13 protein-coding genes are annotated in these 17,827 nt (G+C 58.7%); 8 read left to right on the forward strand and 5 right to left on the reverse strand.

The genetic code is table 11. The features are described 5' to 3' along the window. Positions 1–470: 470 nt before the first annotated feature. From O148_RS0111750 to O148_RS0111765, 4 genes are read right to left on the reverse strand one after another with little or no spacing between them, the layout of a single operon-like run. Complete coding sequence (locus tag O148_RS0111750) at positions 471–2,162, reverse strand: ABC transporter family substrate-binding protein (RefSeq protein ID WP_026531075.1); 1,692 nt, start codon at positions 2,160–2,162, stop codon at positions 471–473. Positions 2,163–2,183: 21 nt separating this feature from the next. Beyond that, a complete protein-coding gene (locus O148_RS0111755; RefSeq protein WP_051620160.1) occupies positions 2,184–4,325 on the reverse strand; it encodes a dipeptide ABC transporter ATP-binding protein in 2,142 nt (713 codons plus the stop codon). 23 nt (positions 4,326–4,348) lie between these two features. Continuing rightward, positions 4,349–5,329, reverse strand: a complete 981-nt coding sequence (locus O148_RS16350; protein ID WP_035745979.1) for an ABC transporter permease — start codon at positions 5,327–5,329, stop codon at positions 4,349–4,351. Further along, the gene (locus O148_RS0111765) at positions 5,329–6,312 is read right to left on the reverse strand and encodes an ABC transporter permease (RefSeq protein WP_026531077.1); all 984 of its coding nucleotides are present in this window, start codon (positions 6,310–6,312) and stop codon (positions 5,329–5,331) included. The genes O148_RS16350 and O148_RS0111765 overlap by 1 nt, the downstream gene beginning before the upstream one ends. A gap of 566 nt (positions 6,313–6,878) precedes the next feature. Between O148_RS0111765 and O148_RS16355 the strand changes: the two genes are divergently transcribed. After that, complete coding sequence (locus O148_RS16355) at positions 6,879–7,850, forward strand: bile acid:sodium symporter family protein (protein WP_035746013.1); 972 nt, start codon at positions 6,879–6,881, stop codon at positions 7,848–7,850. Positions 7,851–7,910: 60 nt separating this feature from the next. Next, positions 7,911–8,546: a S1 family peptidase gene (locus O148_RS0111775; RefSeq protein WP_026531078.1), complete on the forward strand. Its 636-nt coding sequence runs from the start codon at positions 7,911–7,913 to the stop codon at positions 8,544–8,546. Here the strand turns inward: O148_RS0111775 and O148_RS0111780 are convergent. Further along, complete coding sequence (locus O148_RS0111780) at positions 8,527–9,591, reverse strand: Gfo/Idh/MocA family protein (protein ID WP_026531079.1); 1,065 nt, start codon at positions 9,589–9,591, stop codon at positions 8,527–8,529. The genes O148_RS0111775 and O148_RS0111780 overlap by 20 nt on opposite strands. Positions 9,592–9,896: 305 nt before the next feature. Here O148_RS0111780 and O148_RS17825 point away from each other — a divergent pair, with 305 nt between their 5' ends. From O148_RS17825 to O148_RS0111815, 6 genes are all read left to right on the forward strand, one after another. Continuing rightward, the gene (locus O148_RS17825; RefSeq protein ID WP_026531080.1) at positions 9,897–9,989 is read left to right on the forward strand and encodes a potassium-transporting ATPase subunit F; all 93 of its coding nucleotides are present in this window, start codon (positions 9,897–9,899) and stop codon (positions 9,987–9,989) included. Beyond that, positions 9,986–11,650, forward strand: coding sequence for a potassium-transporting ATPase subunit KdpA (gene kdpA / locus O148_RS0111795; protein ID WP_026531081.1), 1,665 nt, complete (start codon positions 9,986–9,988; stop codon positions 11,648–11,650). Before O148_RS17825 ends, kdpA begins: the two co-directional genes overlap by 4 nt. Continuing rightward, positions 11,650–13,797, forward strand: a complete 2,148-nt coding sequence (kdpB, locus tag O148_RS0111800; RefSeq protein WP_051620155.1) for a potassium-transporting ATPase subunit KdpB — start codon at positions 11,650–11,652, stop codon at positions 13,795–13,797. Before kdpA ends, kdpB begins: the two co-directional genes overlap by 1 nt. 64 nt (positions 13,798–13,861) lie before the next feature. Next, positions 13,862–14,467, forward strand: coding sequence for a potassium-transporting ATPase subunit KdpC (gene kdpC, locus O148_RS0111805; protein WP_026531083.1), 606 nt, complete (start codon positions 13,862–13,864; stop codon positions 14,465–14,467). Next, positions 14,464–17,073 carry a sensor histidine kinase gene (locus tag O148_RS0111810; RefSeq protein WP_026531084.1) on the forward strand — a complete coding sequence of 870 codons (2,610 nt, stop codon included), beginning with the start codon at positions 14,464–14,466 and terminating at the stop codon, positions 17,071–17,073. Before kdpC ends, O148_RS0111810 begins: the two co-directional genes overlap by 4 nt. Continuing rightward, positions 17,070–17,750, forward strand: a complete 681-nt coding sequence (locus tag O148_RS0111815; protein WP_026531085.1) for a response regulator transcription factor — start codon at positions 17,070–17,072, stop codon at positions 17,748–17,750. Before O148_RS0111810 ends, O148_RS0111815 begins: the two co-directional genes overlap by 4 nt. Positions 17,751–17,827 lie beyond the last annotated feature (77 nt).

Genomic DNA, 17,827 nt, shown 5'->3' on the forward strand with positions numbered 1-17,827 from the left:
AGAGAAACCAATCTTCATAACCCCGTTTGCGACATTCCTGAGCGTCAAAGTGGCGCGGAGAACTAGATGCCACTTGGGCCAATTGCCGTGTGCCTCCAATTTTGAAGATTAGTATGTCAATTTAGTAACGATGCGCTCACCGTGGTGACAGGGTGTTGTGCGTCTCATCTTATGTCGGTAGCTTGTGGCACACCTAGGAAAACTCTTGGGGACCGAATAAGACGGGAAAATTTCATGCGGACAAAGAAGTTCATACGGTTAATGGCAATCGCGGCATTTCTTGGGATCGGTGCGGTTGGCGGCGGAGGCACCGCGGCCGCAGCAACAAGCGGATGTCAGGCACCTTCGGGCTGTATCTGTGAACCTGGTGCAACTTATCCGGTCTGCCCAGCGTAGGAAGAACAATGGGGCCCCAAGCCACGGGTGGTGGTTTGGGGCCCCACTGCGTTTAAATAGCTAGCAGATCTGGACTACTTCTGCCAACCGATTTCGGTCCAATCAGGAGTGCGGAAAAGCATCGGCCCGTAATTGGCCAAGCCATTCTTCACAAACATGATGGACGGACCATTCATGATCGTACCGAAGACGAAGTACTTCTTCTGGTAGTCTCGTTCGATATTCATCGACTCGGTGCGGCGCTCATCGTCATTTTCGATGCCAGACACCGCATCGATGCGCTTGTTGAGCTCTTCGTCGCCAGTTTCGAATTGGTTGTTTGTACTGTAGTACTGGGCAATGCTCTCAGTATCAGGTCCGACAGAGTAACCGGAAGTCGAGACGTCGAATTGGAGTTTGCCGACAACATCAGCAAATTGAGAAGACGCTTTTTGGTCGATTGACGCGTCCAAACCGGCATCTTTGAATTGCTTCACCATAGTATTGACGTAGGCAAGTGAGATAGGATCGTCACCAAAATTGACGACCTTGACCTGTGCAGTCTTACCGTCTTTTTCGAATACTCCCTTGTCGTTGAGTGTATAGCCCGCGCTTTCCATGACCTTCTTGGCACCTTCCGGGCCCTGCTGATCTTCTGGGACTGGCCAATTGTCTTGATAGTTGGGAGCAAAAGGCATGAGCAACATCGATCCCGGATTGCCCTCGGTGTAGTTCAACCCGTTGAACCGAACATTACGGAGTTCCTCACGGTTAACAGCCGTAAAGATCGCCTCGCGAATCTTAGGATCCTTCAGATTCTCCGATTTCGGGTTCACCATCATTCCGCCGTTGAAAAGTCGCTGTCCTCGACGGATGTCTGAGTTAGGCGTACCTTCGAGCCCAGAATATGACGTCTGGGTGTTTACACTTGCAGCGTCAATCTCGCCGTTCCTGAACGCAGCAATAGTTGCTTGTGATTCGCGCTGGAGGAAAGTCACTTTGTCGAGAACGGGCTTATCTCCCCACCACTTCTCGTTAGGAACCATGGTGACGGTTTGAGCAGCCGAGTCGTAGTTCTCCAACTTGAAGGGGCCCGCCATCCATTCCGGCTTGAGGTTCCCCACAAATCCCTTGTTGAAGATTTCTGGTGAATTAATTGCTGGGTGGAAGAACGTGTAGAAGAACGCCGAGAGAGGATAGGTCGGCTTCTTGGTCTTAACAATCACTTCTTTATCGCTGGAGCCACGTTCCACCGAGTCGATTTGATTCCAGTAATCCGCGGACACGATATCGTAGTCCGGGTTGGATCCGTTCAGGATTTGCCAGGTGTTTTGGAACGTCTTGTAATCGATGGGCGTTCCATCGTTCCAAGTAGCCTTGTCGTTCAGCGTGATGGTAATCGTCTGCTGTCCATCAGAGACTTCAGACTTGAAATCAGTGCAGAAGTTCTTGTTGAGTTCGGCCTTACCCTCTTCGGTAAAAGTCCAGCAACCATCAATGGCTTGATTCATCGGTCGGTTCAAAGTGGCGTTATCTGAAGAGTTGCCACCATTGGAATTGCCGTTGAAGTCTGGTCCAATCTGACCCAGCGGGAGCGTCAGTTCTCCGCCTTGCTTCAAATTCTCTTTGGGCTGAGGGTTGTAGGACACAAGCTTAGACAAGTCAGTACCTTGCGTAGCCTGAGATCCCGCGTCCGGTCCATTGCTTTCAGTTCCGCCGCCGCATCCCGCCAGAAACAGGGCACTGACAGCAATGAGTGCTGCCCCCATTTTGAGCTGATGTTTCATTTTTCCCTTTCTTTTTTTGGGCTACGAGCCCAAAACTTGATGGCCCACGACAACCATTTCCTGGTTCACCTTCTCGTCTGGGAAGAAGCAAGCGTAGGCGTGATCCTTGTGAGGTACTTCTTCTAACTCTGGCACCTCGTCAAGACATTTACTCTTTTTATTATCCGGAAGAATAGCGAAAATTGGGCATCTTGTTGCAAAATTGCAACCTTTTGGAACGTCAAGAGGTGAAGGTAGATCCCCCTCAAGAATGATACGCTCTCGCTGGCTTTCCTTTACGGGATCGGGAAGGGGGATCGCTGACAATAAGGCGCGAGTGTAGGGGTGCTTAGGGTTGTCAAACACTTCGTCGACATTTCCAATTTCTACAATCTTGCCGATATACATGACTGCCACACGATCGGAAATATGTCGAACTACTCCCAGGTCGTGCGCGACGAGTAGGTAGCTCAAGCCAAGGGTAGATTTCAACTCCGTCAACAGGTTGATGACACCTGCTTGAACTGATACGTCGAGCGCAGAAACTGGCTCATCAAGAACAATAAGCTTGGGGTCTACCGCAAGCGCTCGAGCAATGCCGATCCGTTGTCTTTGTCCTCCAGAAAATTGGTTCGCAAAACGATTGACGTGATCGGGCTGTAGCCCTACCAATTTCATGAGTTCTAGAACCCGCTTGCGTTTGTCCGCGCTAGACATCGATGTAAGGTTCAACGGTTCCGATAGAACTTCATTCACAGTAAACCTAGGGTCCAGAGCTTCGGCGGGGTCCTGGAGCACGATTTGTGTGTTTCGCCGCATTCTCATGACTTCAGAGCCTTTGGCAGTATCGCTCTGGACCCCATCAATGCTAATAACACCTGGCTGGTCCTTCTTGAAGTCCATGATCTCAAGCAAGGTTGAGGTCTTACCTGAGCCCGATTCGCCCACAATGGAGAGACACTCTCCCTCTCGGATGTCGAAAGTCAGATCGTCAACGGCGCGCACGGTTCCAATGCGAGTTTTGAACAAGGCACCTTTTGTGAGGGGGAAATGGCGAACGATGTTCTTGACTTCAAGGACTTTCGGGCGTTGGTCGCGGGGCTGGAGTTCGACCTCAGATAAATCGACTTCGGGCACATCGAAGATGGTGCTCGCGAACTTGGCATCCGCCAACTCTGAAGAACGCAGGCATGCTGCAAAGTGCTCGGGACTCCCGTCGACTTTCTCCAATCGAGGGTCTGTGTTCCAGCATTGTGATTCCGCGATAGGGCAACGTGGAGCGAAGGAGCAACCTGTGATCTCTTCGATGAGATTGGGCGGAGTTCCTTTGATCGGGATCAGAGCATCGGTTCGCGCTTGGTCAACACGAGGGACGGCCCCAAGTAGCCCGATCGTATACGGCATGCGAGGACGATAGTAAATATCGTCGGTGTCTCCCTCTTCGACAGCCCGGCCGCCGTACATGACCGTAATGTCATCGGCCATTCCTGCCACAACGCCAAGATCGTGAGTGATCATGAGTAACGCGGCACCGGTTTCTTCCTGCGCCGTTTTTAGCACTTCCAGCACTTGCGCTTGAATCGTGACGTCGAGCGCGGTAGTTGGTTCGTCAGCGATGATGACGTCCGGGTCATTTGCCATGGCGATGGCAATCATCACTCGTTGCCTCATGCCGCCAGAAAGTTCATGAGGGTACGACTTTATGCGCTTCTCGGGTGCCGGAATGCCCACTTTTCGAAGCAGATCGACGGCACGATTCACCCGATCCTGCTTGTTGAGACCCGGCGAATGAATCTTCAACGTTTCGGTGATCTGATCGCCAACCGTATAAACGGGGGTAAGGGATGAAATAGGGTCCTGAAAGACCATCGCCAGACTCTTGCCGCGCAACTTTGACATTGCCGAATCCGACTGGCCGATAAGTTCACGTCCGCGATAGGTAATCGAACCGGTGATATCAGCCGTCGGCGGTAAGAGCCCCATGATGGCCATCGAAGTAACCGATTTTCCAGACCCGGACTCGCCAACTAAACCTAGCGTTTTTCCGGGGTACAGATCGAGACTAATGCCTCGAACAGCGTGGTTAACTCCGTTCTCGGTATTGAACCGGACGTTTAGGTCACGGACAGAAAGAACAGCTTCTTCATTGGTGGGCGCCGCTGATTCTAAATTTGTGTTTCCAATGGCTTCGGGTAACTGATCTGCGCTCACTGGCCCTCCTCCTCCTTCTTCTTCCGCTTTTTCTTACGAGCTTTGCCGACCGAGCTCGATGTTGGGTCTAGCGCATCGCGCAGGCCGTCATTCATGAGGGCGAAAGATCCAGTCAGCAAAAACATGACAGCCAACGGAATCCAAAACATCCATGGCCCTGTGTTGATTTGAGCGTTGCCTTGCGAAAGAAGTACGCCGAGGCTCACGCCCGGCGGCTTGATCCCGATGCCGACAAACGACAGGCCGGTTTCAGAGAGAATTGCAATCGACACTCCGAGCGTGAACTGAAGTATCAAAAGTGAACCCAGATTTGGAAGGAGATGCCGCCAAATAATTTGTCGATTTGGAACACCAACGTATTTGGCTGCACGGACAAAGTCCCTTGACATCGTGGAGAAGGAGAGGGCGCGAATCAGGCGGGCGGTGCCCATCCAGCCAAAAATAATCAACACAATACAAAGCGTGATCCAGTCGGGGAAAATTTCGCTGAGCGTGCTATTCCCACTGGTTGCGATGGCAATGATGATGATTGAAGGAACCATGATCAACATCTCAAGGAACAAGAGCATGATCTTGTCCAACTTCCCACCGTAGAACGCTTGGGTGCATCCGTATACGGCGGCAATGAGGGTGGTCGCGATGCCCACTACCAACCCGATCACGATAGATATACGCAGACCATCGACTAGCCGTATGTATAAATCCTGGCCGGATGGTCCCGTTCCGAGTATGTGATCCTTACCCGGCGGCTGGTTGATGGCTAAGAAGTCAAGGTCCTCAGAAGTCCACTTGGTGAAAAATTGTCCGGTGAGGGAGAAGATGACCAGCAGAATAAAGATTGCAAGTCCGACTACGGCAACTTTATTCCGGAGAAATCGACGAACAATGATTGTCGACTTTCTCATCGCAGCAGGTGCTTTTTCAAGCTCCTTTTCCTCTGCTACCCCCACAGCATCAAAATTTGGGTTAATTGCCATTATTGAACCCTAACTCTCGGGTCGACAAGTGAAGTTGCCAAGTCGGCTAGAATCGCACCGAAAGCAAAGATGACTGCACCAAATGCGACTGTCGCAGTGGCAGAATTCACGTCGCCTTGTGAGATTGCGGCGATCGACCACTGGCCGATTCCCGGCCAAGCGAAGATAATCTCGGCAAAGTAGCCGCCCGCGAAAATTGCGGGGATCGTGAAGGCGATTGACTGCGCGACTGGAATGAAAGAGACTCGAAGAGCGTGTTTCCGAATGGCCTGCGTCCGCGTCAGGCCCTTGGCACGAGCTGTGCGCACGAAATCGGCATTGACGTTGTCTAGTAGGTACTGCCGCTGGGCGATCTGGTAATTCCACCAGCCCAGAATGGTGATCGCGAATGTAGGAACAAAATAGTGCGCCACCCCATCCCAGAATGCGGGCCAGCCTGGTTGAACACCGGGTGTTGATATTCCAGTGACGAAGAAGACGGTTGATCCCAGCGCCTGGTTGATGGCGATGAATAGCAGCTGGATCAGGAAGTATCCGATAACTGCGGGAAGAATATAAGAAATGTAGCTATAGCTTGTGATAACGCGATCTTGCCATTTGTACTGTCGGGCAGCGGAATAAACTCCGAGAGCGATTCCGATCACCATGGTCAGTATGATGGCGGCGACGTAGAGGCGGGTCGAGACCCACACCCGGTCGCCAAATTCCATGTTGACGCTACCGCCGAGCGGAGTTCGCCCCCAGTCCCACCGTGTTATAACACCGGTGATCCAGTCGAGGTACCGTTCAAACGGGTTCTTCGTGAAGTCTAGCCCGAGTAGTCGGAAACGATTTTCAATTTGCTCCGGACTGGGGCGAGGGTTCTTGTTCTCATCGAGAAGCCACGGCTTGAACGTGGTGACGGTGATCAAGTATGTCACGCTCGTGACAATGAAGACCATCACGCTATACGTGACGATGCGCTTGGCAAGATATTTGATCATGTTTGGCTAAAAACTAATGGCGCGTACTCGAGGACTCCAACGCAAAGCTGGTGGGATGAACGGAGACTAAAAACTTACCCAACGGATACTCCTCGGGACGCGGTGTGTGGGCTCGTGACCCACGTGCGGACGTGTTGCCGAGCAACTGTGATCACGGTCACTCGATGTGTGGTTTCAGAAAGTCTATAACCATGTGGGGGGTGATCCTGACCATTTTGTGTGTCGTCTTGATAAAGCCTGAACGTTGCATCCGGATATGCGTGCGCACCAATGAAAATTCATCGTGGCAGAGCGCCCACCGGTGTTGTAGAATTTCCGCGCTCGCAGCCTCCGCACAGTGCGCTTCCCCGAAAAATCAAGGAAGTGGCTCCGATCGCTAAAGCGGTTGATATAGTCCAACCAGCGAGCAATGTTGAGAATGTGTAAACTCTCGGCACCGCGCGACGGCAAAATTTTCGAATAACAATCTGGTTACGCGTAAGAATTATTCGCAATGCCGATTGGCGTGGCGCGCCGAGTAGAGTATCCGCATGGCTCCCAATCCGCACCCGCCGCACCGCGGCACCATGGAAAAACTGAGTGCCCGCCAACGCAGCGAGGCCAAGACCGAGCGCTCGGCCCGCATTGCCGTCACCATCTTCCCGCTCATCATTCTCGGCGCAGGGGTCCTGGCACTCTTTGTCCGCGAACCATTCCAGGCGCTAAGCCCGGCGGTGAACCCGCTCCTTGGCATCATCATGTTCGGCATGGGCTTGACACTCACCCCGCGCGACTTCACCGCCATCGGTAAACGCCCGTGGTCGGTCATTGCCGGTGTCATCGCACAGTTCGCCATCATGCCACTACTCGGGTGGCTCATCGCAGTCGCACTCAGCCTTCCGCCGGCGCTCGCCGTCGGCGTGATCCTTGTCGGATGCTGTCCGGGCGGCACCGCCTCCAACGTTGTCACCTACCTGGCGCGCGGCGATGTTGCGCTCTCGGTCGCCATGACCTCGGTCTCCACATTGATCGCCCCGCTCATGACCCCCATCTTGACCCTATGGCTTGCCGGGCAGTTCATGGCCGTCGACCCGCTCGCCATGGCCCTTTCCATCGTGCAGATTGTCCTGGTCCCGGTCGTCCTGGGCCTTGTGGTGCGCCTCTTCTTGCCAAAACTCGTCGCCAAGGTCCTTCCCGCCTTGCCGTGGGTTTCGGTCGCTGCGATTGCCGTGGTCGTGGGTATTGTCGTCTCCGCCAGCGCCCAAAGCATCCTGACCGCTGGGCTGTTGGTGATCATCGCCGTCGTGCTTCATAACGGAGCCGGTTTGCTCCTGGGTTACCTGACCGGACTTGCCCTCCGGTTGCCGCGTGCGAGCCGGACCGCGCTCTCGGTGGAGGTGGGGATGCAAAACTCCGGTCTTGCCGCCTCGCTCGCAAAGAGCTATTTCCCCACCCCGGAAACCGCGCTACCCGCCGCCGTATTCTCGGTCTGGCATAACATTTCCGGCGCGCTTTTCGCGATGTGGGCGCGCCTGCGCGCGGGCCGCGCCAAAAGTTAATCTGCTCACCGTCAGAGCCGGGGAGTAGGCTCGGGGCACCGACTATTGAGGAGGTCCGTGATGGAGAAGATTATTGTTGGCGGCGCGCGAGTGCCCATTACCGCCGCGCCCTACGCGGCACAGGTGCAGTCCCAAGGCCAATTCATGTGCACCGGCGCAGTCATAGCGCCGGGGTGGGCGTTGAGCGCCAAGCATTGCGCGGGCGAGGACATGTCGGTGCTACTGGGTAGTGCCGAACTCGGCGATGGCGATCTCTACCAGGTGCGTCGGCAAGTGCCGTGGCCCTCGGGTGACTTGCTCCTGCTCGACCTGGCAACCCAGTGGGACGGCAAGGTCGCCGACCTGGGTTCCACCGAAGTGCCTTTGGGCACCGATGGCAGCATATTCGGCTGGGGGCGCACCACACCGGAGGGTCCGCCCGCGGCGCACCTGCGCATTGCCGATGTCATTGTCACCGCAAGCGAAACCGATGCCTACGGCGGTGCCGCGTACCGGCTCTCGGGTAGCGACGGCCAGGCATGGAAAGGGGACTCCGGCGGGCCGTTCGTAGTGGACGGTGTGGTGCAGGGGATCGCGTCCACGAGCGCAAGCATGGGTAGCGACCCTTACTCGGATGCCTGGTACACCAAGGTCGCCCCGGCCTACTCCTGGATCCAGTCGGTCATGAACGGGGGTACTACTCGCCCGGATAGTTAATACCTAATTGCGCGCGGGCTTCATCGAAGAGGCGCATGATTCCAATGCTCGCCTGCCAGTCCATGACGTCCGACGACGTGTCCCCGGCTTGTATGCGGCGGGTCACCTCGCGCAGTTCATACGTGTAACCCCGCCCGGTCACCTCGAAGCGTTCGGTCACCGGATCGGCATTGCCGCTTTGGTAGGTGATGGCGGTGGGGTTATGAAGCGGTCCCTCCGTGGTGCGCAGCCAGCCGCTAGTTCCGCCGACCGTCGCTTGGGCGGGCGTGTGCGCCTGGAGAGTGGAGAGCAGTTGGGCGGTGGAGCCATTCTCATAGGAGAGGGTTAGCGTGTTTTGCGCGTCGACGCCGTTGGGCGCCTTGTCCGCCGTGGCGCTGAGCGTGCTGGGAAAGCCGAGGGTGCCAACCGCCCAATTGAGCGGATAAATGGTGATGTCCAGTAGCGCGCCGCCGCCGGCCTCGGTCCCCCAGAGCCGGTGGCTGGTGTCGAATTCGGAAGCAAAACCGAGGTTCGCTTGAACCCAGCGTGGCTCACCGATGGCGCCATCGGCAATGAGATCGAAGGCGCGGGTGATGCCGGGGGTGAAACGAGCCCACAGCCCTTCCATGAGGAATAGGTTCTTTTCGCGCGCGAGGTTGACCAGCTCTTCGGCTTGCCGCGCATTGAGGGTGATCGCCTTCTCGACCAGCACATGTTTGCCTGCTTCCAGCAATTCGCGCACGATCGCAAAATGCTGCGCATGGGGCGTTGCCACGTACGCCACATCAATGTCCGCGTCCGCGGCCAACTGGGCTATCGCCGTCGTGCTTCCCTGATCCCAATAGGTGCGCGGCACGTCAAACTCGCGTGCGAATTCCTTCGCGTTGCCTTCTGTGCGGGAGGTGACGGCGAGGATTCGCGCGTCGGGGAGGCGCTGAAGGTCCCGGCTGACCGAGTGGGCAATGTTGCCGGTGGAGACGACTCCCCAGTTCAGGGTTTCGCCGGTGGCTTCCAGAGGTCGGTCGAGGACGGAGGCATCGGGGCGGGGGAAAGGGCGTTCGCTCATGCCTCCAGCCTAGCCGTGCCAGCCATGCCGAGCGCCGATGCGTTGCCGGTACCGTGCGGCCCAGGCGTGATCTCAACCCCAGGCGTCAAGACTACGTTAAGAATTGCCGCCGGGGCGTCAAGGAATCGTAAAAATGGCTAATGCCGGCGTTGGTGGCGGAGTGGAATGGGAAGTGCCCGCAGGGCGCGGGCACCCCGCATCGGGGACACACTTTGGGAGGATCGAGTGCTGGACGTGGCTTTTCTGGCCCTGACGCTCGCGGTATTCACCGGTCTCTTTGGATTGATCAAGGGGTTGGAGAGACTGTGAGCGTAGAAAATGTGATTGGCCTGGTGTTGGCCATCGCCGCGCTGATCTATGTCGGCTACGCGCTGTTGAACCCGGAGCGTTTCTCGTGAACGCGACCGTGGCCGGAATCCTGCAAATTGTCCTGGTGCTCGCGGCGCTCGCGCTAGTGCACCGACCGCTCGGCGACTATATCGCCGCCCAGTTCACCTCCGGCAAGGATTTGGCGGTGGAGCGCTGGATCTACCGGTTGTGCGCGGTGGATCCCCGCTCCTCGCAACGCTGGACGTCCTATGCGCGTTCGCTGCTGACGTTTTCGGTGCTCTCGGTAGTGCTGCTCTATGTGATGCAGCGGCTCCAGTCCTGGTTGCCGTTCTCGGTCGGGATGCCGCCGGTGGAACCCGATCAGGCGTGGAATACGGCCATTTCCTTTGTCACCAATACCAACTGGCAGTCCTATTCCGGGGAAGCGGCGATGAGCTATTTCACCCAGGCCGCCGGGCTTGCCGTGCAAAACTTTGTGTCCGCGGCGGTGGGCATTGTGGTGGCGATCGTGCTGATTCGTGGGATTGCGGCGCGCTCGGCGCAGGGCTTGGGGAACTTTTGGGTGGACCTGACCCGCACCGTGGTGCGGATTCTTTTGCCACTTTCCCTGGTCTTCGCGGTGGTGCTGATGCTGGGCGGCGTGATTCAAAACCTGCAGGAACCGCTTGTGGTCACAACCCTCGATGGCGGGACGCAAACCATCCCGGGCGGATTGGTAGCGTCGCAAGAGGTCATCAAGGAATTAGGCACCAACGGCGGCGGATACTTCAATGCGAACTCTGCGCACCCCTTTGAAAACCCTGCCGCGTGGACGAACCTCGTCGAGATCTTCTTGATTTTGCTCATCCCCACCGCGCTTCCGCGGACCTTTGGCCGAATGGTTGGCTCTCTCAGGCAGGGTTACGCGGTCATTGCTGCAATGGGGACGCTGTTTGTGCTTTCGCTGTCTGCGGTCATCCTGTCAGAGTTGGCAAATAATGGTTCGGCCATCGCCGCGGCCGGTGCCGCAATGGAGGGTAAGGAGGTCCGCTTCGGGATCATCCCGTCCAGCTTCTTTGCGGTCGCAACCACGCTCACCTCAACCGGTGCGGTGGACTCATTCCATTCGAGTTATTCCGCGCTAGGCGGCGGCGTTTTGGTGATGAATATGCTGCTCGGCGAGATTGCGCCGGGCGGAGTCGGTTCCGGGCTCTACGGCATGTTGATTATCGCCATCCTGGCGGTGTTCATTGCCGGGCTCATGGTCGGGCGCACACCTGAGTATATGGGCAAGAAAATCGGGGCCACGCAAATGAAACTGGTTTCGCTCTACATCCTGGTGGTCCCCTTTGTGGTGCTGGTGGGAACCGGGATTGCGCTCGCGATTCCCGCCACCTGGGATTCCATTCTGAATGCCGGCCCGCACGGTTTGACCGAGGTGCTTTATGCCTTCACGTCCGCGGGCAATAACAACGGTTCCGCCTTTGCCGGGCTGAGCGCCAATACCCCGTTCTTCAACGTGGCGTTGGGACTAGCCATGGCGATAGGCCGGTTTGTGCCGATCGTGGTGATCTTGGCGCTCGCCGGGTCGCTTGCCGGGCAAAAGCCGGCACCGGAAACCGTCGGCACGCTACCGACGCACCGTCCGCAATTCGTATCCGTCATGGTCGGCGTTTCGCTGATCGTCACTCTTCTGACCTTTTTACCCGCGCTCGCGCTGGGTCCGCTCGCCGAAGGACTGAGCTCATAATGGCACTGACCACAACATCCCATCCACAAACCGCTGCCGAAGAAACTGCCCCGCACGGCGTACCCGGACGGGAGCCGAAAGCACCGCCTTCGCTGGGTTGGGAGTCCGTGCGTCACGCGATCCCGCAGGCGTTGCGCAAACTCGACCCGCGGATCATGGTCAAGACCCCGGTCATGTTTCTAGTGGAAGTGGGTGCGTTACTGGTCACGCTGATGGCCGTGATCACCCCCAGCGTGTTTACCGTGTCGATGGCGGCGTGGCTCTGGCTGACCGTGCTCTTCGCGAATCTGGCCGAGGCCATTGCCGAGGGACGCGGCAAGGCGCAAGCGGACACGCTCAAAAAGACCCGTACCACTTCGGTGGCGACGCTCCTCGCCGCGGACGGGCGCACCAAGGAGGTGCCGGCCACCCAGTTGCGTCCCGGGGACCGGGTGGAAGTTATTGCGGGTCAAGAAATTCCCGGGGACGGCGATGTCATCGAGGGCGCGGCGACAGTGGACGAGTCCGCGGTCACCGGAGAATCGGCACCGGTGATCCGTGAGTCCGGTGGCGACCGCTCAGCCGTGACCGGAGGCACCAAGGTGCTTTCCGACCGGATTGTCGTACGCATCACCAGCGAGCCGGGTAAAACATTTATCGACAAGATGATTGCGCTGGTGGAGGGTGCGGCTCGGCAAAAGACTCCCAATGAGATCGCGCTCGGGATTCTGTTGCTGGTACTCACGGTGATATTCATTTTGGTGGTCGCCACCGTGCAACCCATGAGCGTGTTTTCCGGTCAGGCGCAGTCGCTCGTGGTGCTGGTCGCGCTATTGGTGTGCCTCATCCCAACCACGATTGGTGCCCTGCTCTCCGCCATCGGCATCGCCGGTATGGACCGGCTCGTGCAACGCAACGTGTTGGCCATGTCCGGGCGCGCCGTCGAAGCCGCCGGAGACGTCAACACTCTGCTTCTCGATAAGACCGGGACCATTACCTATGGGGACCGTCAAGCGAGCGAATTGCATCCGGTGCGCGGGGTGGAACCGGCGGAACTCGCCTGGGCCGCTCAGTTTTCCTCGCTGGCCGATGAGACACCGGAGGGTCGCTCCATTCTTACCCTGGTCGAAGAGCGGTACGGTTGCCCAGCGGCGCAGGAGCGGGAGTACGCACACGCCGAGTTCATCCCCTTTTCGGCGCAAACCCGGATGAGCGGCATCAATTTCGGCGACGGCACCGTCATCGTCAAGGGCGCAGCCAAAGAAGTGATGGCGTGGGTGGAAAACGGTGGGCACACTTCGGGTGAGGAAGGCGGCCAAGGTGACTTTGACGCCGTCGTGCATCAGCAGATTCGGGGGATTGCCGAACTGGTGTCGGACGCGGGTGCCACGGCGCTCGCGGTCGCGGAACGGCGCGGCGACTCGGCCCGGCTGCTCGGCGTGATCGAGCTCAAAGACGTGGTGAAGGACGGGCTACGCGAGCGGTTTACCGAGCTACGCGAGATGGGGATTCGCACGGTGATGATCACCGGCGACAATGAACGCACGGCCAGGGCGATCGCGGCCGAAGCGGGGGTGGATGATTACCTTGCGGAGGCAACGCCGGAGGACAAGCTCGCGCTGATCCGCAAGGAACAGGAAGGCGGCAAGCTCGTCGCGATGACCGGGGATGGCACTAATGATGCGCCCGCGCTCGCCCAATCCGACGTCGGGGTCGCCATGAATACCGGGACCTCGGCGGCGAAGGAGGCCGGGAACATGGTGGACCTGGACTCCGATCCAACCAAGCTCATCGACATTGTGCAGATAGGCAAGCAGTTGCTTATTACCCGCGGCGCGCTGACCGCGTTCTCGATCGCGAATGATGTGGCAAAGTATTTCGCCATTATCCCGTCCATGTTTATGGGTATTTTCCCGGGTCTTTCCGCGCTCAATATCATGGGGCTATCTTCGCCTGCCACGGCAATTCTTTCCGCAGTCATCTTCAATGCGTTGATTATTGTCGCCCTGATTCCGCTGAGCTTGAAAGGTGTGCGGTACCGGGCGGTGAGCGCCGCTAAACTGCTGTCCCGCAACCTGCTAATTTACGGGCTCGGCGGACTCGTGGCGCCGTTCATTGGCATCAAGCTCATCGATATGGTGCTCGCGCTCATTCCTGGTTTGGGATAGCGGCCCGGGTTGCCACTCTGTCATTGCGAAAAATCCAAGAATTAAAAGAATCAAGGAAGTAATCATGGTAAATAAGGTGCCACATCCGTTTTCCAATGCCTCCACCGGATTGCGCATTCTCATCGCGCTCACCCTGTTAGTGGGGATTCTCTACCCGGCCGCTGTGCTGGCGATCGGGCAAGTGACCAAGGACACGGCGGACGGATCGATCATCCGGGACTCGGCGGGAGAGCCGGTAGGTTCGGCGCTGCTTGGACAGTCTTTTGACGGGGACGAGTATTTCCAATCCCGGCCCTCGGCGGCGGGGGAGTCCGGGTATGACAGCCTCTCCTCCGGGGCGTCCAATCTTGCCGCAGACTCCACCGTGCTCGCCGCCGATATCGCCGAGCGCAAGGCCGAAATCAGCGCGCGCGAGAGTGTTCCACCGGAAACCATCCCAGCGGACGCGCTGACCGCGAGCGCATCCGGACTCGATCCGGATATCAGTATCGAGTATGCGCGGTTGCAAGTGCCACGCGTGGCGGAAGCGAACGGGCTGAGTGTGGAGGCGGTGCGTTCCGCGGTGGCGGAGCAGACGTTGACGCCGGTGTGGGGATTTATCGGTGAGGAGCGGGTGAACGTCTTACGGCTGAACCTGGCGATACAGGAGTTGGCTGGCGCCCGCCGATGACAAACACTGGGACTGGCACGGCGAAACGGGGCGAACTCAAGGTCTACCTGGGGTTCGCCCCAGGCGTGGGCAAAACCTACGCCATGCTGCAGGAGGCACGGGATCTCGCGGCGCACGGCGTCGACGTCGTGGTGGGGCACGTCGAAGCGCACGGGCGGGCGAAGACCGAATCCCTTGCCGAAGGGCTGCCGACAATCGCACCCATGGAGCTGGTGTACCGCGGGGCGGCGCACAAGGAGATGAACCTGGAAGCACTTCTGGCACGCGCCCCCGAGGTCGCCATTGTCGACGAGCTTGCCCACACCAACATTCCCGGGTCTCCGCACGAGAAGCGGTGGCAAGATGTCCACTCGCTGCTGGAGGCAGGCATCAACGTCATTTCGACGGTCAATATCCAACATTTGGCCTCGCTCGTGGATGTGGTGCGCGCCATTACCGGAGTCACCCAGCGCGAAACCATACCGGATCGGGTGCTGCGAGCGTCCGATCAAATCGAGCTGGTAGACCTCTCCGCCGACGCGCTACGTATCCGGTTGTCCAAGGGCGAAATCTATCGGCCTGACCGTGTGGACGCCGCGCTCTCACAGTACTTCCGGGTGGGGAATCTGAACTCGCTTCGCGAACTGGCGCTCTTGTGGCTGGCGGACCAGGTTGACGAAGCGATTGCCGCCTACCGCGGTGAGAAGAACATTTCGGCGACCTGGCCGGCACGCGAGCGGATTGTGGTGGCGGTGACCGGCGGCCGCGAATCCGAAACGCTGGTGCGCCGGGGCATACGCATCGTGGGCAGGATTGCGGGTCGCCAATTGCTGGGGGTCCACGTGAGGCACGACGACGGATTGGTCGCCTCCCAGCCCGGCTCACTTCATGCGGCACGTGAGTTGGTAGAAAGTGCCGGGGGCACTTTTCATGTCGTGACCGGGGACGACGTGGCCAGCGCGCTTGTAGAGTTCGCCCGCTCGGTCAACGCGTCCCAACTCGTCATTGGGGTGAGCCGGGCGAGGTGGTATCACCGGCTCTTTGGGCCCGGCGTCGGCACCCGTGTCATCCAGGGATCCGGTGAGATGGATGTACACATGGTGACCCACCAAGAGGCGGGTAGCGGAGGACGCGGGGCGGTGCGTGATCGCGGCGCGAGGTTGTCTCTGGTTCGGCGCGTTCTCGGTTGGGTAGCCGCCGTAGTGGGGCCGCTTGGGTTGACCGGGCTGTTCATGGTCCTTGGTGGCGCCGAGACGAGCCTGACCGTGAATTTTCTGGTGCATTTTTCCTGGGTGGTGCTGGTGGCGCTCATCGGCGGGTGGTGGCCCTCGATGGTGTCCGCGCTTCTCAGTACGGCGTTGCTCAACTGGTTTTTCACGCTACCGTTAGGAACCTTCACCATCAGCCAACCCGAGAACATTGTGGCGTTGGCGCTGTTTGTGGCCGTCGCTGCGGGGGTGGCGCGTGTGGTGGATCTGGCCGCCAGGCGCCTCGCGGTGGCAACCAGGGCGCAGTATCAAGCCTCGCTGCTGTCCGATTTGGCCAGCGGGGTGATTTCCGAGGGGAACAACGTCCAGGGTCTGTTAGAGAAGATTCGCGAGACGTTGGGGCAGCGTTCGGTGACATTGAGGGGGCGCGGAGCGGGTGAGGCGGTGGTGTCTGGTGGAGTTGAGAATAGGGGCGCTGCAGGCGTCCCGCCGGAATTCTCCGGGGTGCCGAGCCGAAAAGTCTTGGCGCTGGATGACGACTATGAATTGGTCGCGGAGGGACCCCCCATTTCTGCGGCGGACCAAAAAATTTTGGCGGCGTTCGGCGGGCGCATTGTTGCGGTGTTGCACCAAGAAGAGTTGGCCGCCGAAAGGGTGCGCAGCGAGGAGTTGGCCGCGGCAAATGCCGCCCGTACAGCGTTGCTGGCGGCGGTATCGCATGACCTGCGAACACCGCTAGCCGGCATTAAGGCCAGTGTCTCCAGCCTGCGCACGCCCGGTTTAGACCTGGATCCCGTCGATCGCGAGGAGTTAATGTTCGGGGTGGAGCGGTCCACCGATCAGCTGTCGGCGCTCGTGGCGAATCTACTGGATATGAGCCGGATCCACGCGGGGGCGTTGGTGTCGATGCGTGAGGACGTGGATGTGGCGCACCTGATTCGACGGGTGCTCTCATCGGTTCCCGCCCACGGCCCGCAGGCCCCTCGGGAAGTAGCCGGGGCTCACCCCGACGCGCAAAGTAGTCCTCCGATTGACCTCGCGGTCGGTCCCGGGTGCGCCGTGGTGCGAACCGACGCGGGGTTGCTGGAACGTATTGTGGCCAACATCGTGGAGAACGCGGCCAAGCACGCGCCGGGGGCCCCGCTCGTGATTTCCGTGAGCCGCACCGCTTCCATGATGCAAATACGGTTTGCCGATCACGGGGCCGGGGTGAGCCCGGCCCAGCGCGCACACATGTTCCAGCCCTTTCAGCGCTTTGACGATACCTCCGCCGATGGCATTGGTCTCGGACTCGCGGTGGCGCGCGGACTCGCCGAAGCGATCGGCGGAACGCTCAGCGCGGAGGACACTCCCGGCGGTGGGTTGACGCTGGTTTTGACACTGCCTATGGACAACGAATCTTCACAGGAGGACACGTGAACACCATCTTGATCGTGGAAGACGATCCCACGATCGCCACGGCGATATCGGTCAATCTGCGCTCACGCGGATACGGGGTGCTCACTGCGACAAGTGGTACGAGCGCGCTCCGCCTGGCCGCACACGAGCACCCCGATGCGATCCTGCTCGACTTAGGGCTGCCGGGCCTCGACGGGCGCACCGTGATCGAAGGCATCCGCGGCTATTCGGAGGTTCCCATCATTGTGGTCTCGGCGCGCAGCGAAGGGCGGAGCAAAGTGGAATCGTTGGATCTCGGTGCGAACGATTACGTGACCAAACCCTTTGCCATGGACGAACTCTTGGCGCGGATTCGAGCCCAATTGCGCCGCGGCACCGCAAGCACCGACGAGGCTCTCGTGCGCACTCAGGACGGCAGGGTGGTGATCGATCTCGAGAAGAAGCGCGTCATCCGTGAGGGCAGTACCATCAAGGTCACCCCAACCGAGTGGAGGCTCATTTCGTTCTTCGCCAAGCACGCCGGCCGTCTAGTGGAAAAGGATGAGCTGCTCCACGCCGTGTGGGGGCCGGAGTATCACAGCGAGATCAATTACCTGCGCGTGTACTTGTCCCAAATCCGGCAAAAGCTGGAAATTGATAGCGCGCTACCCCAGTACTTTCTCACCGAACCCGGGCTCGGCTACCGCTTTCAACCGTAGCCCGACGCGCCCTCGTAACCACTACGGGTGGTGAGGACGCGCAGAAAAGGCGAGCATCGCCGTCGTTCTTCACTTTG

Origin of the sequence: Haematomicrobium sanguinis DSM 21259 (assembly GCF_000688395.1) — a bacterium.
GTDB classification, from domain to species: domain Bacteria; phylum Actinomycetota; class Actinomycetes; order Actinomycetales; family Micrococcaceae; genus Haematomicrobium; species Haematomicrobium sanguinis.